The organism is Agromyces ramosus (genome assembly GCF_004216665.1).
GTDB lineage: Bacteria > Actinomycetota > Actinomycetes > Actinomycetales > Microbacteriaceae > Agromyces > Agromyces ramosus.
Map to the genome: position 1 here is coordinate 1 of NZ_SGWY01000004.1, position 24,788 is coordinate 24,788.

Here is a 24,788-nt window from a genome sequence, read left to right on the forward strand (position 1 = left end):
CGGGTCGCGACACGTGAGCGACCCGGGCCGGGTGCTGCGTCGGGCGGCGGCCACGACCGGGTGGGGTCGGCGCGCGATTCTCGGCGGGATCGATCCCGGCTCCACCCGCCCACCCGTCGCCCCGCGCCGCGTTGACCCGGCACGGCACCGCCGATAGCCTCCGGACATGGTGCGCTTCCTGATCCGCCTCGCGGTGTTCCTCGGCACGGCAGCGCTCGGACTGCTCCTCGCGGCGTTGCTCATCCCCGGGTTCCACGTCCACGCCACGGGCTTCATCCTGGCGATCGTCGTGTTCGCCCTCGTGCAGGCCGTGATCGAATGGCTGGTCGCGAAGGTCTTCCACCGTTCGGCGCCGACCGTCGCCGGCGTCGCGGGCCTGCTCTCCACCTTCCTCGCGCTCTGGGTCGCGACGCTGGTCACCGACGGCCTCAGCTTCGACGGGATCGCCGCGTGGGTCCTCGCGACCGTCGTCGTCTGGCTGACGACCGCGTTGCTCGGCTGGCTCGCGGCCAGGTTCCTCCTCAGGGACCGCGCAGCCGAGCAGCAGCGCTGATCGGCGGGTACCGAGCGGGATTCGGTGTTCGCGCGGCGTCGGGTTAGCATGCTCGACGCCCCCGCACGACCAGAACCCGAAGGCCCCACCCCATGCGCAAGCGCACCGTCGCGCTCCTCGTCATCGCCGCCGTCGTCCTCGCCCTCGTCGGCGGGGTCTACTGGGCGGGACGCCACCTCTTCCACGAGCCCACCGCCACGGGCGTCGAATCCGTCGTCGGCGAGATCGGCGGCACCCGCGTGCTCGGCGTCTTCGCCCATCCCGACGACGAGCAGAGCGTCAATGGGCTGTTCCTCCGGGCCAAGCAGCGCGACGGCGCCTACACCGCGATGATCACCGCGACCGAGGGCGAGGCCGGCCACCAGACGCCCGTCGTCGCGCGCGACGAGGACCTCGGCGACATCCGCAGGGCCGAGGCGCTGAAGAACAGCTTCAACCTCGGCGTCGACCGCCACGTGGTGTGGGACTACCCCGACGGCGGCGTGCCGGGGGTCGACGAGCAGGAGCTGGTCGACCGGGTCGCCGCCGAGATGCGGCGCGTGCGTCCCGACGTCGTCGTCGGCTTCTGGCCCGAGAGCGGCGCAACGGGCCACGAGGACCACATGCGGATGGGGCGGATCACGGAGCTCGCGATCGCGCAGCTCGAAGAGGCCGGCGGCTCGTACGCCGGGCCGTCGCACCTCGTGTACACGATCAGCCCCTCGACGGCGCTCTCGATCTTCGGCGGCGAGACGGGGAAGTTCGTCGTCGAGCACCAGCCGGAGCCCGAGTACGCCATGCCCGCCGAGGTGCAGGCCAAGCACGAGGGCTGGACGATCCACGCGTCGCAGGCGAACTTCCTGCAGGAGGCGTACCTGCTGCCCACGTGGCTCGTCTACGCACTGTGGGACCAGGAGTTCTACACGGTGCGCGACCTCGAGGCCGATCCGCTCGGATGACGTCCGGTGGCGGCATCCGCTTGCCGCGGCCACCACCCCCGACGAGACTGGACGCGCCCGGATGCCCCGGGCCTCGGCGAGGAACGAGGCGACGTTGCCCACCATCACCAGCTCCGACGGCGTGCGGCTCAACTACCTCGAGATGGGTGATCCGACGGCACGTCCCGTCGTGCTCGTCGCCGGGTTCAAGGCCCCGGCGACCAGCTGGCGATACCAGCTGAAGCCGCTTTCCCGGGCCGGCTACCGCGTCATCGCGTTCGACCGGCGCGGTCACGGCGCGTCGGAGGTCGGCGAGGGCGAGCACACGATGGACCGGCACGGCGCCGACCTCCGCGACCTGCTCACCGGCTTGGAGCTCGAGGACGCCACGATCGTCGGGCAGTCGATGGGCGGCAACGCGATCTGGGCGCTGGTGCGCCAGTTCGGCACCGGCGGCATCCGCGACGTCGTGATCGTCGACCAGACGCCGAAGATGCTGAACACCGCCGACTGGCCGTACGGCTTCTACGACTACGACGAGGCGAACGTCGACACGTACTTCGCGACCGGCATCCCCGATCCCGGCCGTCATCCCGTGAAGTCGAAGGGCCTCGTGCGCATCTCGCGCGTGCTGAAGGCGATGGAACTGCCGAAGGGCGGCCGGCCGGCCTTCACGCAGGCCGAGCTGGCGCTCCTCAACGATCACGCCCGGCGCGACTGGCGTCCCGTGCTCGCCGAAGCGGACCGCCCCGTCTTCTTCATCGCGGGCGCCGAGAGCGAGTTCTGGCCGGCCGAGCACGCCGCGGCATCCGCGGCCTTGAACCCGCACGGCTCGTCGACGGTGATCGAGCGCGACGGCCACGCGGCGAACATCGAGCAGCCGCAGCGGTTCAACGAGGCGCTCCTCGGGTTCCTGCAGCGCTGAGGTCGCGCGCTTCGGGCCATCGGGTGCCGGCGGGCCGGCGGGCCGGCGGGCGGGCGGGCCGGGGCGGCTCACGGCCGAGCCTGCACCCAGTCCAACGCGTCGCGGTGCGCCCGATGCACCGCCTCGCCGATCCACTCCGAGCTCTCGTACACGCGATCGGGTCCGAGTCGGTCGAGCAGGCCGCCGGCCGCGAGCTGGTTGCGGATCCGCGCTCCCGCGACGACCAGCCAGAGGGTGGAGCCGTGCTGCTCGAGGTCGTGGAGGTATCGTTCCAGCACCGCGACGAGCGACAGCCCCAGTTCGTCGACGCCCCGGAGCCGGAAGATGACGACCGACCCGCGCGACGTCGCCTCCACCTTCGGCAGCTGCTCGTCGAACACGGGGGCCGTCGCGTAGGCCAGGTTGCCGTAGGGCTGGAGCACCACGACCTCGTGCGGCGGCACGACGGGCACCGGATCGACCTCGCGCATGCGACCCTCGGAGTGGATCTCGAGCTGGCGGACCCGGAGCCGATTCGACTGCTGCGCCACGAACAGGATGATCGCGAGGCCCACGCCGAGCAGCACCGCGAACTGCAGCGGGATGATGAGGGTGAGGCCGAAGGTGACGGCCATGACGGTGGTCTGCAGTGCACCGGTCTTCGCGACGGACAGGATCCGTACGGGCTTGATGGCCTGGATCCCGACGACGGTGAGCAGTCCGGCGAGGGCCGGCATCGCGACCATGGCGACCACGCCCGACGCGAGGAGGATGACCAGCGCCATGACCGCCGCCGCGATGAACAGGGCGAGTCGTGTGCGCGCGCCCGCCGCGACGATCAGCGCCGACGCCGACATCGAGCCGCCGACCGGCATGCCCCGGAACACCCCGGCCACGATGCTCCCGACCCCCTGGCCGATGAAGTTGCGCGACGGGTCCGCCGGCTTCCCGTCGGCGTTCGGAACGCTCCCCGCCACGGCGGCACCCTGCACGAGGCCGACGAACGCGAGCGAGAACGCCGGCAGGAGGAGCTCCGGCACGTCGCCGAGGCTCGGGAGGACCGGCGCGGGCAGCCCGGTCGGAACCTCGGCCACGTCGTCGACCGTCAGCACGTCCCAGCCGAACGCGTACGTGAAGAGGGCGGCGAGTGCCGACGCCGCCGCGATCGCGACGACGAGTCCGAGCGCCCGCAGCCTGGTCCGGGTCAGCACGACGATGAGCCCGATCGTCACGAGTCCGACGACCAGCGTGGGCAGGTCGAACGACGTGACGTTCAGGAGGGTGTCGAACGCCCTGACGAGTCGGTTCGGTCCCCTGCCGGTGTACCCCGTGAGGTTGGGCAGCTGACCGAGCACGATGTTGATCCCGACCGCCGTCACGAAGCCCACCATCACGGCGGTCGGGACGAAGCGCAGCAGGCGGCCGCCGGCGAGGACGCCGGCGACGATCATGATCGCGCCGGTGAGCATCGCGAGCGTGAACAGCGCGCGGTCGGGGTCTGGCGAGTTCGCGATGTCGGAGTCGGAGACGATGAGCGCCATGGCGCTCGTGGCCTGCACCGCCATGAAGGTGCTGCTGGTGAACAGCGCAGCGCCCGCCATCCCGAAGAGGAACGCGTAGATGCCGGCGACCGGGTTCACGCCGGCGAGCAGGCCGATCGCGAGGCCGTCGGGAACGCTCTCCACGCCGACGACGACACCCGCGACGGCGTCCTTGCCGAGCGTCTCCCGCCGGAAGACGCGGCACACGCTCCGCCACCGGTCGGCGAGCCACGGGACACGAGCGTCGGGACGCGACTCGTCATCCGGACGGACCGGCTCGGCTCCCATGGACCGACCCTAGCCCCGCGTCGGCTACGCCGGGAATGCCTTGCCCGGGTTCAGCGTGCCGAGCGGGTCGAGGGCCCGCTTCACCGCGACGTGCAGGTCGATGACCCGGGGGCCGAGCTCCTCGCGCGCGCCCGGCAGCTTCAGCAGGCCGACGCCGTGCTCGCCGGTCACCGTGCCGCCGAGCTCGCGGCACTCGTCGACGATCCGGTCGAACGCGAGCTTCGCCCTCCCCTTCGCGGCCTCGTCGCCCTCTGGCGCGATGATCAGCGGATGCAGGTTGCCGTCGCCGGCATGGGCGATGTTCGCGATGACGACGTCGTGCTCGCGCGCGGTCGCCTGGATGCGCGTGAGCATCTCGGGCACCGCGCCGCGCGGCACGCAGATGTCCTCGGTCAGGACCGGTCCGAGCCGCTCGAGCGCCGGGTACGCGAGCCGGCGGGCGAGGAAGAGCCGGTCGACCTCGTCGGCGTCGACCGCCGACTCGACCGACACCGCACCGGCATCCGCCATGATGCGGGCCACGGATGCCGCGAGCTCGGCACCGACCGCACCGACCTCGTCGACCTTGGCGAGCAGCATCGTGTCGACGCCGTGCGGCAGCCCGAGTCCCTGCCACGCGTCGACGGCGTCGACGCACGTGCGGTCGATGAGCTCGAGGGCCGACGGCACGATGCCCGCCGCGGCGATCCCGGCCACGGCCACCCCGGCCGCGCGCAGCGACGCGAACGAGCCGACGACGGCGCGCTCCTCGCGGCCGCCGAGCGGCAGCAGCTGCAGGGTGACCTCGGTGACGATGCCGAGCGTGCCCTCGGATCCCACCATCAGCGCGGTCAGGTCGTAGCCGGTCACGCCCTTGGCGGTGCGACGGCCGAGCGCCACCGCGTCGCCGTCGGCGAGCACGACGCGCAGCCCCAGCACGTAGTCGCGGGTCACGCCGTACTTCACGCAGCAGATGCCGCCCGCATTGGTCGCGACGTTGCCGCCGATGGTGGAGATGCGGTAGCTCGCGGGGTCGGGCGGGTACCAGAGTCCGTGCCCGGCGACGACCTCGCGGAGCGTGTCGTTGATGACGCCCGCTTCGGCGACCACGTACCGCTCGGCGGCGTTCACCTCCACGATGCGGGGCATCCGCTCGAGCGAGACCACGATGCTGCGCGCCATCGCGTTGGCGCCGCCCGAGAGCCCGGTGCCCGCACCGCGGGGCACGACCCGCAGGCCGGATGCCGCCGCGAGGCGCACCACGGCCGAGACGTCCTGCTCGCGCTCGGCGAGCACCACGGCGAGCGGCGGCTCGAAGGCGGCCCACTCGGCGTCGTCGTGCGCGTAGGCGTCGAGCGACACGGCATCCGTGAGCACCTGATCGGCGCGCAGCATCCGCCGCAGCTCGCCGACGGCCGGGTCGTGGTCGGCTGTGGGGCCGACGCCATCGCGAACGCTCATTGCACGTGCTCCTCGGTCGGACGGACGGCGACGGCGTCGCCTACTCGGCGTTCACCGGATGGAGTCGCGACTTCCAGTCGGCCGGCACGAGACCGCGCGGGGCCGGGGAGCCCTGCTCCACCGGGCGGCTGTCGGGTCCGGCGAGCCGGGGCCCGCGCACGGCCCGGTTGGCGGAGTAGTCCCAGAACCAGTCCTCGCCGGGCTCGAACGACTGGGCGATCGGATGCCCCTCCTCGCGCGCGTGCCGCGAGGCGTGCCGTTCGGGCGAGCTGTCGCAGCATCCGACGTGCCCGCATTGCGCGCAGCGGCGCAGGTGCAGCCACCAGCCGTCGGCCGCCAGGCACTCGGCGCAGCCCTCGCCCGATGGTGGCACGTCGGGATCGATCGCGGGAGTCTCGTCGGTCATGCGAGCGAGCCTAGCCCGGTCGCCCCGCGCGGCGGATCCCCTCGAGCCGCCCCCGCCGGAGTAGCTTGAGCCGCACCGGGACGTCACTCGCGACATCCCGGCCGGGGTCCGATGCGACTCCGGCATCGCACGTCGAACACGGAGGTCTGTGCAGTGGACGGTTTCTGGGACCTGTTCTGGTGGTTCTTCTGGATCTACGTCTGGGTCGCGTTGCTCATGATCCTGTTCTCGATCGTGGTCGACATCTTCCGCGACCACTCGCTGAACGGCTGGGGCAAGGCGCTGTGGATCGTCTTCCTCGTCTTCTTCCCCTTCCTCGCCATCCTCGTCTACATGATCGCCCGCGGCCGCGGCATGGCGCAGCGGTCCAGCCGGGAGGTGGCCGAGGTCCGCTCCGCGCAGGACGACTACATCCGCAGCGTCGCCGGGTCGGGCTCGTCGTCGTCGGATGAGATCGCCAAGGCGAAGGCGCTGCTCGACGCCGGCACGATCAGCCAGGGCGAGTTCGACACCATCAAGGCCAAGGCGCTCGCCACCTGACGACGCCACGACCCGCAGGGCGGCGGCCCGCTCCCCCGAAGGGCGGGCCGTCGCCGCGTCAGAAGCGCCGTGCGAACGGCGGCGGCTTTCGCATCCGCACGAGCAGCAGGATCGGGATGAGCACGTACGGCAGGTTGAACGCGAGGAACTTCACGGGGTTCGGAGTGACCCACTCGGGCTCGCCGAAGAACTCGACGCCGAAGACGACGATGCCGGTGATGCTCGCGATCATGGTCGCGTAGATGACGCTCGGCAGCTGGATCCAGTTCCACCCGCGGAAGAGCGAGATCACGAGCAGCACGGAGAACACGGGGTACACGAACGCCGAAAGCCCCGTGACGAACCGCATCCACACCGGCGGGTCCATGAACAGCGGGTCGGTGTCGTGGGCGTACCACCAGTTCGCGTTCACGAGGAAGTTCGGCGACGGCTGCGAGAAGTCGATGCCGAGCGTCGGCAACATGTCGCTGATCATGCTCGTCACCGTGAACAGCGAGAAGACCACGATGAAGAACCAGTCGAACGGCCGGTCGCGAAGGCGCAGGTTCGGCGGGCGGCACGGGTCGGCGGATGCCGTGTCGGCGGCGTGCGGGGCGGCGTGCGGTGTGGCGTCGTCGGTCGACGTCGAGGCGGTCATGCGCTGGAGCGTAGCGGTCGGATGCCGCGGGCGCCACGCTCAGCGCGTGCGTGCGTCGAGCGCCCTCGGCCGCTCGTCGCCGAAGGCCTCGGCGGGCACCGCGACGCGCAGCCGCACCCCGGCGCTCCCGAGCCGTTCGAGCTCCTCGGCGTCGGCCCGCGGATCGGTGACGAGCGTGTCGATCCGATCGGTCGGCACCGTCTGCACCATCGAGTCGATTCCGATCTTCGTGTGGTCGGCGAGCACCATCACGCGCTTGGCGGACTCGACGGCGGCACGGTCGATGCTCGCGACGTGCATGTTCGGGGTGCTGAGGCCGTTCGCCGCCGTGAGGCCGTTCCCCGAGAGGAACACCTTGTGGAACCGCAGTCGCGACACCGCCTTCTCGGCCTCGCCGCCGATGACGCCGCGGATGCTGCCCCGGAGGATGCCGCCGATCAGCAGCACCTCGACGTCGGGCGCGTCGAACAGCGCGTTGGCGACGAGCACCGAAGTCGTGGCGACCATGAGGCGCCGACGGGTGAGTCGCTGCGCGAGAGCCTGCGTGGTGGTGCCGGCGCAGAGCATGATCACGTCGCCGTCGTCGACGAGCTCGGCCGCGAGGGCAGCCATCGCGAGCTTCTCCTCCGCCGCGACGACCGCCTTCTCGCGGTAGCTCGGCTCGTCCATGCTCGATCGGCCGACGGATGCCCCGCCACGGTGCCGCACGACGAGGCCGGCCTCCTCCAGGGCCTTCAGGTCGCGGCGGATCGTGATCTCCGATGAGCGCACCATGCGCGAGAGGTCGGCGACCGACGACGAGCCGTGCACGGAGAGCGCGGAGAGGATGACCTGGCGTCGCTCCTCGGTGAACATGGGACCTCCCCGGTGAGGTGCGGCCGGCCGGTGGGCGGCCGCTCACCAGCCTAGGCGCGGTTGCGCGGGGGCACCGGCGCCGTGGCATCCGGTACCCCCGCCCGCGCTCAGCCGGCGCTGCAGGTGACCTTCGCGTCCGCCCAGTCGGCGTGGTCGAAGTTCTTGCCGTTCGTGGCCTCGTCGGCCACGAGGCGCAGTCGCTGCACCCCGGTCACGCCGACCGTGAGGGGCACGGCCCCCGAGTCGTTCGTGAGCACCGGCGTCTCCGCGAGGAGCTCGCCGTCGCCGTAGACGAGGAACCGCACCGAGCCGATGCCGCTCTCACCGGGCGTCTCGAGCACCTCGTCGTCGATGCCGACGATCGCGTCGAACGTCGAGCACGTGCCGCCGAGCCACGCCGTGACGGCTCCCGTGGCGTGCATGCCGATGCCCTTCGCGTAGGTGACGTCGTCGATCTCGATCGGCCGGCCGTCGTTCGCGGCGGCCTGGCCGTTCGACTGGTCGCGCTCGACCGGGCCGTACCCGTTCGACTGCTCGAGCCATTCGAGGTCCGACAGCTGGTTGACGCCGTCGAGCGGCTTCGGCGTGACCCACAGGGTGGCCTGGGTCGCCGCGGTCCGCTCCTCACTGCCGACCCGGTAGGAGACCTGCACGGGGATCTCCACCGTGCCGCTCACGCCGTCCTCGGGCACCTCCACAGTCCACGTCGTCTCGAGGATGTCGCCGGCGGTGAGCTTCCGCGCCGTGACCGGGCCGCCCTCGACGACCCAGCCCTCGGGCACGACGGGTGCCATCGCGACCTTCGCGGCATCCGCCTCGACCGCGAACGACGCGGACAGCTCGACCGTGGATCCCGGTGCCACGTCGGCCGCGGACGGCTCGACCGTGAGGTCGACCGCGTCCCATGGCTCGGCCGGGTCGAGGCAGCTCTCGCGGCCCGGCCGGTCGAGGCAGACGACGGCGGCGAATCCGCCGTTGTTCGCGGTGGGGATCGACAGCACCTGGTCCTTCGTGGTGTGCGTCGTGGTCAGCACGGTCGCCGAACCGTTGGCGCCGTCGTCGGACAGGAGGTCGACGATGAGGTGCCTGCCGCCGAACTGCTCGAGCGGGAGTTGGAGCGGCTCCCCGGATCCCGCCCGCATGCCGCCGACGTACCAGCGGTCGCCTGCGCGACGCGCGAGCACCACGTCGGAGGCCGGCGTCCCGCTCACCAGCTGCGTCTCGTCCCAGTGCGCGGGCAGGTCCTGCAGGAACCGCTCCGCGTTCGGCTCTGCGGCGTACGCCTCGGGCTTGTCCGAGAGGTGCTGCCAGCCCGACTCGTAGACGATGCCCATCGCCACCTCGTGGGCCTTCGAGGAGTTGCCGTTGCCGCGGGAGAAGGTCACGGGCGTCCAGTCCATCGAGCCCACGACGTTGCGCGTGAACGGCACCATGAGGCTGCGGGCCGGGCTGATGCCGTTCTCGGCGCCCCGCACTGCCTCGTAGCTCATGATGTGCGGCCAGGTGCGCTGCATCCCGGTGGGAAGCGACGCGCCGTGGAAGTTGATCATGAGGTGATTGGCCGCGGTGTCGGCTGCGATCTGGTCGTACCACTGGTGGATCGCCTGGCTGTCGGTGTCCATGAAGTCGACCTTGATGCCCTTCACGCCCCACGATGCGATGCGCGGCAGCCACTCGTCGCGCTGCTCCTGCGTGCGCAGGTCGCGGCTGTGGAACCAGATGATGACGTCGACGCCCTTCGTCTCGGCGTAGCGCACGGTGCGGGGCACCCAGCTCGCGTCCCAGCCCTCGTCGAGGAGCACGTACTCCCAGCCGTTCCGGGCGGAGAGGTCGATGAAGTCGCGCTGGCGCGCCTCGTCCTTCGGGCTGTTCCAGTCGGTCAGCCAGCTCCAGCTCGAGACGCCGGGCTGGATCCACAACGTGTCCTCGCCCGCGAGCCGGTTCGGCGTGGCCAGGTCGTCGACGAGGGTGGACTCGACCACCGTGTCGAGCCCGCCGACGATCGCGACGCGCCATGGCGTCGAGAGGTCGCCCTCACTCGTCACGGGCGCTCCCTGGAACAGGTCGACGCCGTATCGGAGGGTGCCCGGGGCGTGCGCGAGGTGCGAGCCCGAGTAGTCGCCGTGCAGGTCGGCCTCGGTGAGGAGCACGTAGTCCTCGCCCTGCTGGAAGAGCGCCGGATAGCCGACGCTCCCGGTGCCGTTCGAGGCGGTGGCGGTGGTCTGCATCCACTCGGCCTCGTAGTTCACCGCGTACGAGCGCTGCATCCAGGCGGTGCCGTCGGCCGCGAGCTCCCACGCTCCCGATTCGTCGTCGACGCGGTGCTCGCCGTCGCCCGCCACGAGGTATCGGTAGGCGGCGCCGTCGTCCGAGAGGCGCACGGCGATCGAGAACCGCCCACCATCGGCGTTCTCGAACTCGAAGACCGACTCCTGGAAGACGTACGAGCGCTCCTCCTGCTTGCCCGTGACCATGGCGTAGTCGTCGGCGACGATGCCGTCGGTGCGGCCCACGAACGTCAGTCCGCTGCGGAAGTCGCCGTCGCTGCCGGTGAGGCCGAGGCGCGTCGCCTGCACCACCGTCGCCTGGCCGTCGACCACGTCGAGTGCGACGCGCCCGGCGGAGTCGAGCTTCAGGACGCCGTCGAGCGGCGACCCCTCCGGACCGTCGATCGCCCACCGCTCGACGACCACCGGCTCCTCCGGCACCTCGTCGTCGCAGGTGACCGTGGCGTCGCCCCAGTCGGCGTGGTCGAAGTTCTTGCCGTTGGTGGACTCGTTCGCCACCAGCCGCAGGACGTCGACGCCCGTGACATCCGCCGTCAGCTCGACGGCCGCGTCGTTCCCCGTGACGACGCCCGTCTCGGCGAGGAGGGTGCCGTCGCCGAACACCTGGAACTGCACGGTGCCCACGCCCGAGGTCACCTCGTCGTCGAGCCCGACCATCGCACTGAACGCCGTGCAGTTGGCGCCGAGCTCGACCGAGAGCGCCCCGGTGGCGTGCATCCCGATGCCCCGCTCGTACACGAACCCGCCGATGGTGATCGGCTTCCCGTCGCCCGCGGCGGATTCGCCGTTCGACGTATCGCGTTCGATGGGCCCCCACCCGTTGGACTCGTTGAGCCACGGCAGGTCGGAGACGTAGGCCTCGCCGACGGGCACGTCGGCGAGCGCGGGTGCGGCCGTGGAGACGGCCGCGAGACCGCCTCCCAGCAGTGTTCCGGCGACGACCACCGCGATGGTGGTTCGCCGGCGATGGGTCCGGTGGGGCACGAGGTCTCCTTCGACGATCGCGACGACCCTCGAACGAGGGCCTCTCGGGGTCAGGCTAGGAACCCCTGATCGAAACGGTCAACGGAGTGATCGGAATCGATCGGCCCGGTCGTCGGAGCGATCAGTTCCGATCGATCAGCCGCCACGATGGCGGGCCACGCCGACGCGTGGATCGCTCGCCGAACTCCGTCGCGCGACGGATCCGCCCGCGTGCGGGCGCTCGGTAGCGTGGGGGCATGTCCGAGTCCGTCGCGGCTCCCGTCGAGGGGGTCGAGTGGGTGCGCCCGCGGCCGCCGCGGTCCGCGTACCGCAACGACCTCGTCCTCTCCCTCGTGCTCGCAGCGGGCACCGCCGCGAGCGTCGTGCTCTACCGCATCACCGGGTGGGGGGAGGGCGCCCCCTGGTGGGGGTCGGTCCTCTGGGTCGCCGCGATGAACCTGCCGCTCGCCGCGCGGCGGCGGTGGCCCGAGATCGTGGCGCTCGTGGCATCCGCCGCCTTCGTCGTCGGCGCGATGGCCGAGGTCGGCGAGGCGCTGTTCTCGAACATCGCCCTGTTCATCGCGATCTACACGGTGGGCGCGTGGGGCCGGAACCGCCTGCGGGCCGACATCGTGCGCGGCGTCATCGTCGTCGGCATGTTCGTGTGGCTGTTCTGGGCGCTCATCGTCGGCTCGATGACGCCCGAGCAGCTGCCCGACCTCAGCCGTGAGGGCGTCGTCTCGCCGTACCTCGCGCTGGGACTCATCAACGTGCTCACGAACCTGCTGTACTTCGGCGGGGCGTGGTACTTCGGAGACTCGGCGTACCGGTCGGCGCGATCCCGGGCCGAGCTCGAGCAGCGCACCGCCGAGCTCGCCGCCGAGCGCGAGCGCACCCGGGCGCAGGCCGTCGCGATCGAGCGGCTCCGGATCGCGCGCGAGCTGCACGACGTGGTCGCCCACCACGTCTCGGTCATCGGGGTCCAGGCGGGAGCGGCACGGCGCGTCATCGCGAAGGACCCGGATGCCGCGGCCGCCTCGCTCTCGGCGATCGAGTCGAGTGCGCGCGACGCCGTCGACGAGCTGCACGGGCTGCTGGGCACGCTGCGCGGCGACACCGGACCGGTCGACGCCGCCGCGGCGGAATCCGCCGAGCCCCCTGTCACGAGCACGAGCACGCGCGGCATCGACCGCATCGACGAGCTCGTGGCGGAGTCGGTGGCCGCCGGCCTGCCGACCGAGCTCTCGATCGTGGGCGAGGAGCACGCGGTGTCGCCGGTGATCGGCCTCAGCGCGTACCGCATCGCGCAGGAGGCGCTCACGAACGTGCGCAAGCACGCGGGCGCGGCGGCCACCGCCGAGGTGCGCGTGCGATGGTCGGATGCCGCGGTCGAGGTCGAGGTGACGAACACGGGCGTCGCCCGGGCGACGCGCGCCGCGGTCGCGGGGCCGGATGCCGAGTGGTCGTCGGAGGCGGGCGGCCTCGGTCAGCTCGGCATTCGGGAGCGCGTGGCCGCGGCGGGAGGCACGCTCGAGCTCGGACCCCGGGCGCGAGGCGGCTACCTCGTGCGCGCACGCTTCCCGCTGCGCCGCGGGGAGGAGGGTCGCGCGTGATCCGCGTGCTCGTGGTCGACGACCAGGCGCTGGTGCGCGCGGGGTTCCGCACGATCCTCGATTCGGAGGACGGCATCGAGGTCGTCGGCGAGGCGGCCGATGGCGCGGCGGCCGTGACGGCTGTCACCGAGCTCGCGCCCGACGTGGTCTGCATGGACGTGCAGATGCCCGGCATGGACGGACTCGAGGCCACCCGTCGCATCACGGCGGATGCGGCATCCGGTGCGGCCGTGCTCGTGCTCACGACGTTCAACCGCGAGGACTACCTGTTCGCGGCGCTCGAGGCGGGGGCCAGCGGGTTCCTGCTGAAGAACTCGAGCCCCGAGCAGCTGATCGAGGCCGTCCAGGTCGTGGCCCGCGGCGACGCCCTGCTGTCGCCGGATGTCACCCGGCGCGTGATCGAGGCGGTGGCGGCATCCGCCGGCCGACTACTCGTGCCGGCGCAGCCCGAAGCGCCCCCGACCACGGTCGAGCGTCCCGCCCCCGCCGCGCTCGCGAGCCTCACCGACCGCGAGCGAGAAGTGCTCGAGCTCCTCGCCGAGGGCATCTCGAACGCCGAGATCGCGCAGCGCATGTGGGTGGGCGAGGCGACCGTGAAGACGCACGTGTCGAAGGTGCTCATGAAGCTCGGCCTTCGAGACCGCGTGCACGCCGTGGTCTACGCGTACGAGCACGGGGTGGTGCGACCCGCCTCATAGGCGGGCGGCTGCCCGACCTGGACGGCATCGTCGGGGGGCGAGCTGGCATACTCCCTGCATGCCCGAGTTGCCGCCGCCCCCCGCAGCCGACCACCGCACGGCGGAAGCCGGATGGTATCCCGACCCGCAGGCGCCCGACATCCTGCGTTGGTGGGACGGCGAGGAATGGTCGGAGACGGACTTCACGCTGCCGGGCGCGGCGGGTTACCCCTGGTGGCACCAGGACGCGTGGCGTGAGCGCTTCGGGCCGCTCTCGCGTGTCGGCTCGCTGTTCAACCTCGCCTGCTGCAGCGTGCTGCTCATGGTGAACCTGCGTCTCATCGGCTCCTCGGTCACTGCGTTCTGGATCATTCCGGTGATCCTCGAAGCCGCGTTCGCCGCGATCGCCATTCGCGCCTGGTGGCCGCGCAACGGAGTGCGCTGACGGGGCTCCCCGCAGCGGAGTGCGACCCGCGCCTCAGTCGAGTTCGCGGAGCTCCGTGGTGCGCTCGCTCGGGGTGTCGCCCGTGTTGACGGTCCCCTGCGGTTCGATGAGGATCGCCGAGACCTCGCCGTCGGCGCGCGGGCAGTGCTCCACCCCGCGGGGCACCACGTAGACGTCGCCGGGGCCGAGGTCGACGTCGCCGTCTCGCAGCTGGATGACGAGGCGACCCGAGAGCACCATGAAGAGCTCGTCGGTCTCGGGGTGCGCGTGCCACGTGAACTCGCCGAGCAGCTTCACGACCTTGACGTCGTAGTCGTTGACGCGCGCGAGCCGCCGAGGCTGCCAGTGCTCGGCGAACGAGTCGAGGGCGTCCTGGACGTTGCGTACCGGATCTGCCATGTTCCGATCATCGCGGATGCCACCCGCGGCGGCCCAGCGAATGCAGGAACTTCGCCGCGCCGGCGGCGTGTCTCCGGCGGCCTCGACGGCGTGCCGCACGCAGCTTCCTGCATTTCGATCCGGGGGTTGACGCGGCATCGACTCGAGCCTATGGTTAAGCACATCATTAAATAAGGAGTCGCTTACATGGCAGGTGCGGCGGACGAGCTCAGCCTCGTGTTCCAGGCGCTCGCCGATCCGACACGGCGCGCGATCATCTCGCGCCTCCGTGGCGGGCCGACGACCGTGGGGGAGCTCGCCGAGCCGTTCGCGATGAGCCGCCCGGCGATCTCGCAGCACCTCAAGGTGCTCGAGCGCGCCGGCCTCATCGAACGCACCGCCGACGCGCAGTGGCGCCGCTGCACCCTCCGCACGGAGCCCCTCGACGAGGCATCCGCCTGGGTCGACCGGCACCGAGACGAGTGGAACGAGCGCTTCGACCTGCTCGACGAGCGACTCCGCGAGCTGAAAGGACAGACGGATGCCTGAGCAGACCGCCACCGGCACCAAGCAGTTCACCATCACCCGCATCTTCGACGCGCCCCGCGACCTCGTCTGGCAGGCGTGGACGACCGAGGCGGACGCCGCGGAGTGGTGGCACCCCCGCGGCATCGAGATCAAGCCGGGCAGTGTCGCGGTCGACGTCCGCGTCGGCGGCCGCTACGCGTACACCATGGTCAACCCGGCCGATGGACAGGAGTACCCGACGGTCGGCGTCTATCGCGAGGTCGCGCCGCCCGAGAAGCTCGTGTTCACGTGGGGTTCGCCCGGCGACCGCGACGAGGACGCCCCCGTCATCACGGTGGAGCTCCGGGAGCTGCCGGACGACCGCACGGAGATGCGGTTCCACCTCGTCGGAACGGAAGGACAGCCGGGCGACGACAACGTGTACGACGGATGGGACTCCGCCTTCGACATCCTCGCAGAGCAGCTCGCGGCGGGAACCGCCTGATGGGCAGGCTCACCGTCGAGCAGATCGTGAGCGTCGACGGCTACGCCGCCGACGCCGACGGCGGCATCGCATTCTTCGAAGCCGTCGACGAGGTCGACTCGAACGACGCCGACCAGCTCGCCTTCCTCGAGCACATCGACGCGATCCTCCTCGGCGCGAACACCTACCGGATGTTCGCGGACTACTGGCCGTCGGCCGACCCCGAGGTCGAGCGGGTGGCGGAGCCGATCAACCGACTGCCGAAGTTCGTGGTGTCGAACCGCCTCACGGAGGCTCCGTGGGGGGACGGCGCGATCGAGATCCTGCACGGCGACGGCGCGGCATCCGTCGACGAGCTCAAGCAGCGATACGAGGGGATCGTCGTGTGGGGCAGCCTCACCCTCGCCGACTCGCTCTTCCGCGCCGGGCTCGTCGACGAGTTGCGCCTGCGCATCGTGCCCGTGCTCATCGGCGCCGGTCGTCCGTTCACCCCGGCCGACCTCGGAGAGCGCCGGCTCGCGCTCAACCACGTCGTGTCGCACCCCACCGGGCACGTCGGCGTGACCTACCGCGTGCGCTGAGCCGGGTCATCGGTCGAGTCGTCGACGGCCGCGGTCTGGTCGACGGGCCGCGTCTCGCCGGCAGGCCCCGGCTCGTCGCCGGGCCCAGCCCGGGAGGCATCCGTCTCGCCCTCGTCATTCGCCCCTCGGCCGCCCTGGTACTCCGCCGAGAGCAGGCGGTACGAGCGAGTCCTGAACGCGAGGATCGCGAGGGCGACCATGATGAGCCCGGCGAAGAAGAACACGAGCGCGATGCCACGGGCGTCGCCGTCGCCGAGCACCCAGCCCCAGGTGGCCTGGCCACCCTCGGACTCCATGTACGGGATGATCCAGAACTGCGCGATCGGCGCGATCAGGAATGCCGTGACGGGCGCCGCCGCCGATTCGACCGCCGCGGCGAATCCGAAGACGCGACCCTGGCGCTGGAACGGCACGACCTTCTGGATCACGGTCTGCTCCGACGCCTCGACCACCGGGATGAGCGTCATGTACGCCCAGATGCCGAGCGCGTACAGCGGCCACCACTCCCGGATGGTGAAGAACGAGCCGAGCAGGCCCATGCCGATCACGACCAGCAGCATGGTGCGGATCGGGTTCTTGCCGAGCCCGAACTTCGCGATCACGAGACCACCGATGATGAAGCCGGTGGCGGTGACGCCGAGCACGATCCCCCACACCTCGACCGAGAAGATCGTGAGGCCGTACGGGTCCATGAGCGCCATGTAGACGCCGCCGATGAGGTTGTTCAGCGTCGAGAAGAGGATGAGCGCGAACAGGCCCGGCGCCCGCCGGACGGCCGCGACGCTCCCACGGAAGTCGATCGTCGACATGCGCTCGCCCTCGGCCGGGATCGGCCGCTCTTCAGGCACACGGAGGAAGAACAGGTGCACGAGCGCCACGAGGGTGAGCGTGATCGCGATCACGAGCGTCCACCCCATGCCGAGGAGCCCGATCGCGAGGCCGCTGAACACGCTCGTCACGATGAACGCCACGCCCTGGACCGTGCCGACCATGCCGTTCGCATTGGCGTGCCGCTCCTCGGGGACGAGGAGCGTGACCGTCGTGGAGAGCGCGATGTTGCGCATGTGCTCGACCACGGAGCCGAACAGGATGATGCCCGAGAACGCCCAGAACCACGGCCCGCCGAGGTCGAGCAGGGCCGACTCGGGCTGCACCAGGTACAGCACGCCCGCGATCACGAACGACCCGAGGGTCACGAGGCTCGAGAAGACCATCACCTGGAGCTTGCGATGGCGGTCGACGATGGTGCCGAACAGCATCGCGAAGAACGCGATGAGCAGCATGTAGGCGCCACCGATGATGCCCGTCGCGAGCACCGACCGCGTCTCGAGGTACACCCAGAAGGTGAGCGCGAACCAGAGGAAGCTCGTGGTGATATTCGCGATCGCGGTGTTGACGAGCACCTGCACGAAGGTGCGCATGCCACCGGGCGGCGGCGTCACGCCCTGCGCCGACGCCTGCGCCGGCGCCTCCGCCGGTTTCGTCTCGGACGCAGCAGCGCCCTCGGATCCGTCCAGCCCCCTGGTCACCCGATGAGGGTAACCAACGCCTCCGACATCCGGAACCCCCTGTCCCTCGAGCCGGTCCCCCGCGCGGCGGACCCCCCCAACCCGTCGCACGACGGATGCCGCGCGGCCCGCGGCATCCGTACCGTTGCCTCATGCTCGAACTCCACGACGTCACCAAGCGCTACGGCGAGCGCCTCGCCCTCGACGCGGTGACCTTCACCGTCGGCGACGGCCGCCTCACCGGATTCGTCGGCGGCAACGGCGCCGGCAAGACCACCACGATGCGCATCATCCTCGGGGTGCTCGCGGCCGACGGGGGCTCGGTGACCCTCGGGGGCGCCGCGCTCACCGAGGCCGACCGCCGCCGCTTCGGCTATATGCCCGAGGAGCGCGGCCTCTACCCGAAGATGCGCCTCCTCGAGCAGACCGTGTACCTCGCGCGCCTGCACGGCTGGAGCCCGGCTACGGCCCGCCGCAACGCGCTCGAGCTGCTCGAACGCCTCGGCCTCGCCGAGCGCGCCGACGACACCATCGAGAGCCTCTCGCTCGGCAACCAGCAGCGCGCCCAGATCGCCGCCGCCCTGGTGCACCGCCCCGAGGTGCTCGTGCTCGACGAGCCGTTCTCGGGGCTCGACCCGATGGCCGTCGAGACCGTGCAGGGCGTGCTGGCGGATGTCGCGGCATCCGGTGCCCCCGTGCTGTTCTCGTCGCACCAGCTCGACATCGTCGAGCGCCTCTGCGACGACCTCGTGATCATCGCCGATGGGCGCATCCGCGCGTCGGGGAGCGGCGAGGCCCTCCGCACGCAGCACGCGACCGAGCGGTGGGAGCTGCTCATGACGGGCGACGCGGGGTGGCTGCGGCAGGCGCCCGGCATCCGGGTCGACGAGTTCGACGGGGGCTGGGCCCTCTTCGAGGCCGAGTCGGATGCCGCCCGGCGGGCCGTGCTCGCCGAGGCCATGGCCCGCGGCGAGGTCGTCACGTTCACCCGCGAGCACACGACGCTCGCCCAGATCTTCCGGGAGGTCGTTCGATGAGCACTCCGACCCCGACGCGGGCGGACCGATCCCGTCCTGCCGACCGGGCCGACCGCGCGGCCCCGCGCTTCGTGGACAGCGTGGCCCTCATCGCGGGCCGCGAGATCCGGATGCGTTTCCGCAGCAAGGCGTTCCTGTGGTCGACGGCCGTGCTCATGCTCGCCGTGCTCGCGTCGGTGGTGCTCGGCAGCATCTTCGGCGCGCAGGAGTCGACCACGAAGGTGGCGGTCGTCGCGGGCGCCTCAGTCGCCGTCGACGGCAACGACGCGCTCGAGCCCGTCCCGGCGTACGACCAGGACGAGGCGGAGGAGATGCTGCGGGCCGGGGAGGTCGAGGCGATCGTGGCGCCCGCGGCATCCGAACCCCTCGGCATCACCGTGATCGGGCTCGACTCGCCCCCCGAGTCGGTGGTCGCCGCGCTCGCCGTCGAGCCCACGGTCGAGCTGCTCGAGCCGGCCGCCACCGATCCGACCCTCGCCTACCTCGTCGCGTTCGGCTTCGGCCTGGTGTTCTTCATGTCGGCGATCACGTTCGGCAGCACGATCGCGCAGTCGGTCGTCGAGGAGAAGCAGACGCGGGTCGTCGAGATCCTGCTCTCGACCGTGTCGGCGCGGGCGCTGCTCACGGGCAAGGTGATCGGCAACAGCGTGATGGCGTTCGCGCAGATCGTGGCGATCGCGGTGCTCGCGATCATCGGGCTGCTCGTCACCGGGCAGCGGGTGCTGCTCGGCGGCCTCGGCACGTCGGTGATCTGGTTCGTCGTGTTCTTCGCGGTCGGCTTCGTGATGCTCGCGGCCCTGTTCGCCGCGACGGCCGCGATGGTGTCGCGCGCCGAGGACATCGGCTCGGTGACGACTCCGGTCACGATGCTCGTGATGATCCCCTACTTCCTCATCATCTTCTTCAACGACGACCCGACCGTGCTCGCGGTCATGAGCTACGTGCCGTTCTCCGCGCCCGTCGGCATGCCGATGCGGGTGTTCCTCGGCGAGGCGCAGTGGTGGGAGCCCTTCGCGTCGCTGGCGATCCTCCTGGCGACCGCGGCGATCGCGGTGTGGATCGGGGAGCGGATCTACCGCAACTCGCTGCTGAAGACCGGCCCGCGCGTGCGGCTGGGCGAGGCGCTGCAGGGCTGAGCGCACGCCGTCGTCGCGCGGATGCTCGCGAGGGCATGGGCACGCGGCGACCGGGAGCGATCCGGAATCCATCGGCGAGGATGCTGGACGTGAACATGCCGCGGCAAGTACGGTCGAGACCAGGCAGGGGGTGGAGCGATGACGTCAGCGGATGCCGCACGGCAGGTGCCCTGGCTCCGCTACGCGCTCCTCGCCGGCGTCGTCTCCGCGCTGTGGCTCGCGATCAGCCTCTTCTCCACGTCGTCGAGCGCCTCGGCCGACGAGCCTGAGCCGGGCGGACTGCTCGGCACGGTCGGGTCGGTCGTGGGCGGCGTCACCGGGGTCACCGGCGCCGTCGGCGACACGCTCGGCGAGGTCGTCGGCACGGTCGCCGCGCCGGTCGGCGAGGTGCTCCAGCCCGTCGTCGAGGTCGCGCCCGCACCGGTCGAGGAGGCCGTTCCCGTGGTGGCCGACACCGCGACGGATGCCGCGGACACCACGGTCTCGGGCGCGAACATCCTCGTCGGCACCGCCGTGAACGGACTCACCGGAACACTCTCCGACGTGGCCGGCGGTAGCACCGTCGGCGCCGTCACGGCCCCGGTCACGGGGCTACTCGACGGCGTGGTCGGCTCCGTGCCGATCGTCGGCGACCTGCTCGGCGACGAAGCCGTCGGCGGCGTGGTCGACCCGGTGGCCGGCCTCGTCGACGACACGCTCGGTGCGGTCGTCGGCTCGACGGGCGATCTGCCCACCGACGGCACGGGCCTGCTGCCCCAGCTGCCCGCGATCCCGCTGCTGCCGGTCGGCTCCAGTGCTCCCGGCGCCGACCCCGGCCTGCCGGGCGGCATCACGAGTCCGACGGACGCCGTCGGCGTCCCGCCCGGATCCGATGCTCCGCGAGATCGAACGGGCCCGACCGGGCTCGGGTCCGCGGCGCACCTCGCCTCCGGCACGATCGCGCCCACGGGCGGCGGCACGCCGCCGGGCGGCGACCCGCCCGTGACCCCAGCGACCCCGGCCGCGCCGTCCGGTGGCGCCGGCACGGGTGCGAGCGGCTCCGGCCCCGCCGGGGCATCCGGAACCTCCGACGCGGCGTTCGCCGCGCTCGGCCTCGACGCCCTGGCGTCGCTGGTGCTGCACTCGGTCGACGACGAACTCCCGTCGTCGCCGGTGTACGACACCGACACCACCCCTGACTGACGGGGCCGATCCGCCTGCACGCAGGGCGGACACGGTCATCGCTCCCTGCCCGGGAGCGATATTTCCCATCAGTCAGGAGGACTGGATCATGAAGAGATTGGCCTTGAGGGCGCTGTACGCGACCCTCTTCGCCGGGGGGCTCACGCTCCTCGGAGCCGGTGTCGCCCACGCGTCTGAGACGAGCGGCGACGACGGCATCCTGTCGGGTTCCCAGGTCGGGATCTCGATCGAACTCCCGGTCACGGTCGGCGGCAACGCGATCTCCCTCATCGGGGATTCGCAGTCGTCGGATGCCTCGACGACGGTCGTGACGGGCGGCGGCGACGCCGACCCGAGCGCGGTCACGTCGGGTGACCACGGCATCGGATCCGGCACGCAGGCGCTCATCGACGTCTCGGCGCCGGTGACGATCGGCGGCAACGCGATCTCGGTCATCGGCGACAGCTCGTCGAGCGACGCCGAGACGGTGGTCGCACCCGCCGAGCCCGCCGCGGCATCCGACGCCGGTTCGGCACAGACGAGCGGCGACCACTCGATCCTCGGCGGCACGCAGGGCCTCATCGACCTGTCGGCCCCGATCACGGTCAGCGGCAACGCGATCTCCGTGATCGGCGACTCGTCGAGCGACGACGCCCACACCCGGGTCGCCACCGGCGACGCAGGCGACGGCGGCGACGCATGGACCTCGGGTGAGGACTCGATCCTCGGCGGCACCCAGCTGCTCGCGGACCTCGACCTCCCGGTCACCATCGCGGGCAACGCGATCTCGGGCATCGGCGACAGCACGTCGACGGATGCCACGACGATCGTCGTGCCGGGAACCGGGGGCGGTTCCGCGACGACGGACGGATCCGATGGGCTGCTCGGGGGAACACAGCTCATTCCGGACCTGTCCCTGCCCATCACGATCGGCGGCAACGCCGTCTCGGTGATCGGTGACAGCGAGACGGACGGATCGACGACCATCGTCGCTCCGACCGACCCGACGGATCCCACGGACCCGACCGACCCGGTCGATCACACCGATCCGACCGACCCCGTCGATCCCACCGATCCGACCGATCCGGTCGACCCGGTCGACCCGACCGATCCCACCCGGCCGACGAACCCGTCGGACCCGTGGGGTTCCGGCGGCTCGACGGTCGCATCGGGCGGCTCGTCGAAGGTCGTCGCGGCATCCGCGGTGCTCGCGTCGACCGGCGCCGACGCCATGGCGGACCTCGGAATCGCGGCGCTCGCCATCCTCGGCGGGCTCGTGCTGGTGGGTGCGAGGAGGTTCTCCTTCCGCCGTTGATCGGATGGGGGCCCGGCGCCGCCCTACCGGCGCCGGGTCCCTCCCGATCGGGATGCGGGCCCATGCCGCCCGTTCGCGAGTTCGGCGGCCGACGCGCCGGATGGGAGGATGGTCCGGTGACCGATCAGCTCCACGACACCGCCGTCCGCGGCTTCGCCTCCGACAACTACTCCGGCGTGCACCCCGAGGTGCTCGCCGCGATCGCCGCCGCGAACGGCGGGCATCAGGTCGCCTACGGGGAGGACGTCTACACGGAGCGACTCCAGGAGGTCTTCGCGCGGCACTTCGGCGACGGCGTCGAGGTGTTCCCGGTCTTCAACGGCACGGGCGCCAACGTCACCGGCCTGCAGTCGATGCTCCCCCGCTGGGGCGCGGTCATCAGCGCGTCGACCGCGCACATCAACTCCGACGAGGGCGGCGCGCCCGAGCGCGTCGGCGGCATCAAGCTGCTCACCGTTCCGACGCCCGACGGCAAGCTCACGCCCGAGCTCATCGACCGGGAGGCCTGGGGCTGGGGTGACGAGCACCGGGCGCAGCCGCTCGTCGTCTCGATCACGCAGACCACCGAGCTCGGCACCGCGTACTCCGTCGACGAGATCCGCGCGATCGCCGATCACGTGCACGAGCGCGGCATGAAGCTGCACCTCGACGGCGCACGCCTCTCGAACGCGGCCGCCTCCCTCGGCCTCCCGCTGCGGGCCTTCACGCGCGACGCCGGAGTCGACCTGCTGAGCTTCGGCGGCACGAAGAACGGGGCGCTCGGCGCCGAGGCGATCGTGGTCCTGAACCCCGAGGCATCCGAGGGCCTGAAGTACCTCCGCAAGCTCAACATGCAGCTCGCCTCGAAGATGCGGTTCGTGTCGGCGCAGCTCATCGCGCTGCTCGAGGGCGACCTGTGGCTGCAGAGCGCGTCGCACGCCAACGCCATGGCGCGACGGCTTCGCGACGCGCTCGACGCCGGCATCGCGGCGGGCGACCTGCCGGGGCTCGGGTTCAGCCAGGCGACGCAGTCAAACGGCGTGTTCGCGGTGCTTCCGGACGGCGTCGCCGATCGGCTGCGCGAGGGCGGCTTCCGGTTCTACGACTGGGATGCCGCCAAGGGCGAGGTGCGCTGGATGTGCTCGTTCGACACGAGCGAGGACGACATCGACGCGTTCGTGGCCGGCATCCGCGAGGAGCTGCACCGCGCCGCCTGATCCGCGACGACGCGTTCAGGCTCGATCGGCCTGCGCGCTCACGTCGTCGGCGATCGCGCCCGCCCAGGCCTCGATCGCGTCCCAGTCGCGGAAGTCGCCCACCGGCATCGCGTCGGCGGGAGCCCACTTGGCCATCCGGTCGACGCCGCGGAGCTTCTCGAGCTGGAAGGCACCGAAGAAGACCTGCGTGCCACGCGGGCCGATCGCCTGCTCGAACTCGGCGAACTCCTTCGGCACCGCCCCCTCGAGCACGTCGTGGCCCTTGGCATCCACCCTGTCCGTGCCGACCGGTCCGCTGCTGAACAGCCAGACGGGCCGCGCCGCGAGCACGTCCACGTTGCGGCGCACGAACTTGCGGGCATCCTTTCGCCACCGGAACATGTACGCAGCGGACCCGACTACGTACGCGTCGTACCCGCTCGCGTCGTCCACGTCCTTGCACCGCACGACGTCGACCTCGAGGCCCCTGCGGCGGAGCACGTCGCCGATACGCTCGGCGATGCCCTGCGTGGCCCCGTACTTGCTGGCGTAGGCGACCAACACCTTCACCGTTCCCACCTCCCGTGGCCGCCTGCGCGACCCTGATCCGACGCTAGGCCGCTGCACGGACGCACGTGGAGGCGAAGGTCCCGCGCGTCCAGCGCCGCGCCGCCGGATGACGCCCTGGTCCCGCGCCCCACCGACGGATGCGCCCGGTCGACGCCTGCGGAATATCCACAGCTTCCATGCGTTGGAATGGACTGGGACGACGGCGCCCCGGCCTCCGTCCATCCCACGAAAGCAGCTCCACCATGACGCTCGTCACCGACCTCACCTCCCGCCGCGCCGACACCACCGCGCAGCTCATCAACCCCCTCGTCGAGCGCTGGAGCCCCCGCGCCTACGACCCCACCGCCGAGGTCTCCGTCGAGGCCCTCCGCACCATCCTCGAAGCGGCCCGCTGGGCCCCGTCGGCGAACAACGTGCAGCCGTGGCGCTTCATCGTGGCCCGGCGCGGCACGGCCGCCTTCACCACCGTGCACGACGCGCTCATGGGCTTCAACCAGGCCTGGGCCGACTCGGCCGCCGCGCTCATCGTGAACGTCGCCGAGACCGTCGACGCCGAGGGCAACGCCAGGCCGTGGGCCCGCTACGACCTCGGCCAGGCCGTCGCGCACCTCACCGTCCAGGCGCAGCACGAGGGCCTGCACACCCACCAGATGGGCGGCTTCGACGCGGCCCGGATCCACGACGCGTTCGGCCTCGACGCCAACCTCGAGGTGGTCTCGATCACGGCCATCGGCGTGCTGGGCGACGTCGACACGCTGCCCGACCCGCTGCGCGAGCGCGAGGTCGCACCGCGCCTGCGCAAGCCGCTCGAGGAGCTCGTGCTCGTCGGCGAGTAGCCCCTCGCCCGACTCCCGCACACGTCGAGCGGA

25 protein-coding genes are annotated in these 24,788 nt (G+C 71.6%); 16 read left to right on the forward strand and 9 right to left on the reverse strand.

Annotated elements, in window-relative coordinates; all coding sequences use genetic code 11:
* Window positions 1-166: 166 nt before the first annotated feature.
* The 3 genes from EV187_RS16190 (at window position 167) to EV187_RS16200 (ending at window position 2,395) form a co-directional block, all read left to right on the forward strand.
* On the forward strand, window positions 167-553 hold the full coding sequence (locus EV187_RS16190; RefSeq protein ID WP_130354129.1) for a phage holin family protein: 387 nt from the start codon (window positions 167-169) through the stop codon (window positions 551-553).
* A 92-nt stretch (window positions 554-645) separates the two neighbouring features.
* Entirely contained in the window at window positions 646-1,491 is an 846-nt protein-coding gene (locus EV187_RS16195) for a PIG-L deacetylase family protein (protein ID WP_130354130.1), read from the forward strand.
* Between the two features lie 94 nt (window positions 1,492-1,585).
* Complete coding sequence (locus EV187_RS16200) at window positions 1,586-2,395, forward strand: alpha/beta fold hydrolase (RefSeq protein WP_130354131.1); 810 nt, start codon at window positions 1,586-1,588, stop codon at window positions 2,393-2,395.
* A 68-nt stretch (window positions 2,396-2,463) separates the two neighbouring features.
* Here the strand turns inward: EV187_RS16200 and EV187_RS16205 are convergent, their stop codons facing one another.
* The 3 genes from EV187_RS16205 to EV187_RS16215 are packed head-to-tail and all read right to left on the reverse strand — an operon-like array spanning window position 2,464 to window position 6,049.
* On the reverse strand, window positions 2,464-4,203 hold the full coding sequence (locus EV187_RS16205) for a SulP family inorganic anion transporter (RefSeq protein ID WP_130354132.1): 1,740 nt from the start codon (window positions 4,201-4,203) through the stop codon (window positions 2,464-2,466).
* 24 nt (window positions 4,204-4,227) lie between these two features.
* Window positions 4,228-5,643, reverse strand: a complete 1,416-nt coding sequence (locus tag EV187_RS16210; RefSeq protein ID WP_242609661.1) for an FAD-binding oxidoreductase — start codon at window positions 5,641-5,643, stop codon at window positions 4,228-4,230.
* A 40-nt stretch (window positions 5,644-5,683) separates the two neighbouring features.
* Window positions 5,684-6,049: a UBP-type zinc finger domain-containing protein gene (locus tag EV187_RS16215; RefSeq protein ID WP_130354133.1), complete on the reverse strand. Its 366-nt coding sequence runs from the start codon at window positions 6,047-6,049 to the stop codon at window positions 5,684-5,686.
* Window positions 6,050-6,202: 153 nt separating this feature from the next.
* Between EV187_RS16215 and EV187_RS16220 the strand changes: the two genes are divergently transcribed.
* On the forward strand, window positions 6,203-6,589 hold the full coding sequence (locus EV187_RS16220) for an SHOCT domain-containing protein (protein WP_423190901.1): 387 nt from the start codon (window positions 6,203-6,205) through the stop codon (window positions 6,587-6,589).
* Window positions 6,590-6,647: 58 nt separating this feature from the next.
* Here the strand turns inward: EV187_RS16220 and EV187_RS16225 are convergent, their stop codons facing one another.
* The 3 genes from EV187_RS16225 to EV187_RS16235 all read right to left on the reverse strand — a co-directional run bounded on the left by EV187_RS16225 (window position 6,648) and on the right by EV187_RS16235 (window position 11,353).
* The gene (locus tag EV187_RS16225) at window positions 6,648-7,226 is read right to left on the reverse strand and encodes an EXPERA domain-containing protein (RefSeq protein WP_207221874.1); all 579 of its coding nucleotides are present in this window, start codon (window positions 7,224-7,226) and stop codon (window positions 6,648-6,650) included.
* A 39-nt stretch (window positions 7,227-7,265) separates the two neighbouring features.
* Window positions 7,266-8,081, reverse strand: a complete 816-nt coding sequence (locus tag EV187_RS16230; RefSeq protein ID WP_130354135.1) for a DeoR/GlpR family DNA-binding transcription regulator — start codon at window positions 8,079-8,081, stop codon at window positions 7,266-7,268.
* A gap of 107 nt (window positions 8,082-8,188) precedes the next feature.
* Window positions 8,189-11,353: an NPCBM/NEW2 domain-containing protein gene (locus EV187_RS16235; protein ID WP_242609662.1), complete on the reverse strand. Its 3,165-nt coding sequence runs from the start codon at window positions 11,351-11,353 to the stop codon at window positions 8,189-8,191.
* Between the two features lie 236 nt (window positions 11,354-11,589).
* Here EV187_RS16235 and EV187_RS16240 point away from each other — a divergent pair, with 236 nt between their 5' ends.
* From EV187_RS16240 to EV187_RS16250, 3 genes are read left to right on the forward strand one after another with little or no spacing between them, the layout of a single operon-like run.
* On the forward strand, window positions 11,590-12,945 hold the full coding sequence (locus tag EV187_RS16240) for a sensor histidine kinase (protein WP_130354136.1): 1,356 nt from the start codon (window positions 11,590-11,592) through the stop codon (window positions 12,943-12,945).
* The gene (locus EV187_RS16245) at window positions 12,942-13,643 is read left to right on the forward strand and encodes a response regulator (RefSeq protein ID WP_130354137.1); all 702 of its coding nucleotides are present in this window, start codon (window positions 12,942-12,944) and stop codon (window positions 13,641-13,643) included. Before EV187_RS16240 ends, EV187_RS16245 begins: the two co-directional genes overlap by 4 nt.
* A 58-nt stretch (window positions 13,644-13,701) precedes the next feature.
* Window positions 13,702-14,067, forward strand: a complete 366-nt coding sequence (locus EV187_RS16250) for a DUF2510 domain-containing protein (RefSeq protein ID WP_130354138.1) — start codon at window positions 13,702-13,704, stop codon at window positions 14,065-14,067.
* Window positions 14,068-14,100: 33 nt separating this feature from the next.
* Here the strand turns inward: EV187_RS16250 and EV187_RS16255 are convergent, their stop codons facing one another.
* Complete coding sequence (locus EV187_RS16255) at window positions 14,101-14,466, reverse strand: cupin domain-containing protein (RefSeq protein WP_130354139.1); 366 nt, start codon at window positions 14,464-14,466, stop codon at window positions 14,101-14,103.
* 186 nt (window positions 14,467-14,652) lie between these two features.
* Between EV187_RS16255 and EV187_RS16260 the strand changes: the two genes are divergently transcribed.
* The 3 genes from EV187_RS16260 to EV187_RS16270 are packed head-to-tail and all read left to right on the forward strand — an operon-like array spanning window position 14,653 to window position 16,017.
* Window positions 14,653-14,994 carry an ArsR/SmtB family transcription factor gene (locus EV187_RS16260; protein WP_130354140.1) on the forward strand — a complete coding sequence of 114 codons (342 nt, stop codon included), beginning with the start codon at window positions 14,653-14,655 and terminating at the stop codon, window positions 14,992-14,994.
* Window positions 14,987-15,457, forward strand: a complete 471-nt coding sequence (locus EV187_RS16265; RefSeq protein ID WP_130354141.1) for an SRPBCC family protein — start codon at window positions 14,987-14,989, stop codon at window positions 15,455-15,457. The genes EV187_RS16260 and EV187_RS16265 overlap by 8 nt, the downstream gene beginning before the upstream one ends.
* A complete protein-coding gene (locus EV187_RS16270) occupies window positions 15,457-16,017 on the forward strand; it encodes a dihydrofolate reductase family protein (RefSeq protein WP_165391238.1) in 561 nt (186 codons plus the stop codon). The genes EV187_RS16265 and EV187_RS16270 overlap by 1 nt, the downstream gene beginning before the upstream one ends.
* Here EV187_RS16270 and EV187_RS16275 read toward each other — a convergent pair.
* The gene (locus EV187_RS16275) at window positions 16,002-17,438 is read right to left on the reverse strand and encodes an MFS transporter (RefSeq protein WP_130354450.1); all 1,437 of its coding nucleotides are present in this window, start codon (window positions 17,436-17,438) and stop codon (window positions 16,002-16,004) included. The genes EV187_RS16270 and EV187_RS16275 overlap by 16 nt on opposite strands.
* 239 nt (window positions 17,439-17,677) lie before the next feature.
* Between EV187_RS16275 and EV187_RS16280 the strand changes: the two genes are divergently transcribed.
* The 5 genes from EV187_RS16280 (at window position 17,678) to EV187_RS16300 (ending at window position 23,370) form a co-directional block, all read left to right on the forward strand.
* Complete coding sequence (locus tag EV187_RS16280; protein WP_130354143.1) at window positions 17,678-18,562, forward strand: ABC transporter ATP-binding protein; 885 nt, start codon at window positions 17,678-17,680, stop codon at window positions 18,560-18,562.
* Window positions 18,559-19,698, forward strand: a complete 1,140-nt coding sequence (locus EV187_RS16285; RefSeq protein ID WP_130354144.1) for an ABC transporter permease — start codon at window positions 18,559-18,561, stop codon at window positions 19,696-19,698. Before EV187_RS16280 ends, EV187_RS16285 begins: the two co-directional genes overlap by 4 nt.
* A 138-nt stretch (window positions 19,699-19,836) precedes the next feature.
* On the forward strand, window positions 19,837-20,880 hold the full coding sequence (locus tag EV187_RS18440; RefSeq protein WP_165391239.1) for a hypothetical protein: 1,044 nt from the start codon (window positions 19,837-19,839) through the stop codon (window positions 20,878-20,880).
* Window positions 20,881-20,968: 88 nt separating this feature from the next.
* Window positions 20,969-22,174, forward strand: coding sequence for a chaplin family protein (locus EV187_RS16295; protein ID WP_130354145.1), 1,206 nt, complete (start codon window positions 20,969-20,971; stop codon window positions 22,172-22,174).
* A gap of 116 nt (window positions 22,175-22,290) precedes the next feature.
* Window positions 22,291-23,370, forward strand: coding sequence for a threonine aldolase family protein (locus tag EV187_RS16300; protein ID WP_242609663.1), 1,080 nt, complete (start codon window positions 22,291-22,293; stop codon window positions 23,368-23,370).
* Between the two features lie 15 nt (window positions 23,371-23,385).
* Here EV187_RS16300 and EV187_RS16305 read toward each other — a convergent pair whose 3' ends face one another.
* Entirely contained in the window at window positions 23,386-23,919 is a 534-nt protein-coding gene (locus tag EV187_RS16305) for a flavodoxin domain-containing protein (RefSeq protein ID WP_130354147.1), read from the reverse strand.
* 242 nt (window positions 23,920-24,161) lie between these two features.
* Here EV187_RS16305 and EV187_RS16310 point away from each other — a divergent pair, with 242 nt between their 5' ends.
* Window positions 24,162-24,755 carry a nitroreductase family protein gene (locus EV187_RS16310; RefSeq protein WP_130354148.1) on the forward strand — a complete coding sequence of 198 codons (594 nt, stop codon included), beginning with the start codon at window positions 24,162-24,164 and terminating at the stop codon, window positions 24,753-24,755.
* Window positions 24,756-24,788: the final 33 nt, after the last annotated feature.

Excerpts from the sequence above, each read along its gene's own strand:
- EV187_RS16190 (WP_130354129.1), top strand. The coding sequence starts at position 167 with ATGGTGCGCTTCCTGATCCGCCTCGCGGTGTTCCTCGGCACGGCAGCG.
- EV187_RS16195 (WP_130354130.1), top strand. The coding sequence starts at position 646 with ATGCGCAAGCGCACCGTCGCGCTCCTCGTCATCGCCGCCGTCGTCCTC.
- EV187_RS16205 (WP_130354132.1), bottom strand. The coding sequence starts at position 4,203 with ATGGGAGCCGAGCCGGTCCGTCCGGATGACGAGTCGCGTCCCGACGCT.
- EV187_RS16210 (WP_242609661.1), bottom strand. The coding sequence starts at position 5,643 with ATGAGCGTTCGCGATGGCGTCGGCCCCACAGCCGACCACGACCCGGCC.
- EV187_RS16215 (WP_130354133.1), bottom strand. The coding sequence starts at position 6,049 with ATGACCGACGAGACTCCCGCGATCGATCCCGACGTGCCACCATCGGGC.
- EV187_RS16225 (WP_207221874.1), bottom strand. The coding sequence starts at position 7,226 with ATGACCGCCTCGACGTCGACCGACGACGCCACACCGCACGCCGCCCCG.
- EV187_RS16230 (WP_130354135.1), bottom strand. The coding sequence starts at position 8,081 with ATGTTCACCGAGGAGCGACGCCAGGTCATCCTCTCCGCGCTCTCCGTG.
- EV187_RS16240 (WP_130354136.1), top strand. The coding sequence starts at position 11,590 with ATGTCCGAGTCCGTCGCGGCTCCCGTCGAGGGGGTCGAGTGGGTGCGC.
- EV187_RS16250 (WP_130354138.1), top strand. The coding sequence starts at position 13,702 with ATGCCCGAGTTGCCGCCGCCCCCCGCAGCCGACCACCGCACGGCGGAA.
- EV187_RS16255 (WP_130354139.1), bottom strand. The coding sequence starts at position 14,466 with ATGGCAGATCCGGTACGCAACGTCCAGGACGCCCTCGACTCGTTCGCC.
- EV187_RS16260 (WP_130354140.1), top strand. The coding sequence starts at position 14,653 with ATGGCAGGTGCGGCGGACGAGCTCAGCCTCGTGTTCCAGGCGCTCGCC.
- EV187_RS16265 (WP_130354141.1), top strand. The coding sequence starts at position 14,987 with ATGCCTGAGCAGACCGCCACCGGCACCAAGCAGTTCACCATCACCCGC.
- EV187_RS16270 (WP_165391238.1), top strand. The coding sequence starts at position 15,457 with ATGGGCAGGCTCACCGTCGAGCAGATCGTGAGCGTCGACGGCTACGCC.
- EV187_RS16275 (WP_130354450.1), bottom strand. The coding sequence starts at position 17,438 with ATGCGCACCTTCGTGCAGGTGCTCGTCAACACCGCGATCGCGAATATC.
- EV187_RS16280 (WP_130354143.1), top strand. The coding sequence starts at position 17,678 with ATGCTCGAACTCCACGACGTCACCAAGCGCTACGGCGAGCGCCTCGCC.
- EV187_RS16285 (WP_130354144.1), top strand. The coding sequence starts at position 18,559 with ATGAGCACTCCGACCCCGACGCGGGCGGACCGATCCCGTCCTGCCGAC.
- EV187_RS18440 (WP_165391239.1), top strand. The coding sequence starts at position 19,837 with ATGACGTCAGCGGATGCCGCACGGCAGGTGCCCTGGCTCCGCTACGCG.
- EV187_RS16295 (WP_130354145.1), top strand. The coding sequence starts at position 20,969 with ATGAAGAGATTGGCCTTGAGGGCGCTGTACGCGACCCTCTTCGCCGGG.
- EV187_RS16310 (WP_130354148.1), top strand. The coding sequence starts at position 24,162 with ATGACGCTCGTCACCGACCTCACCTCCCGCCGCGCCGACACCACCGCG.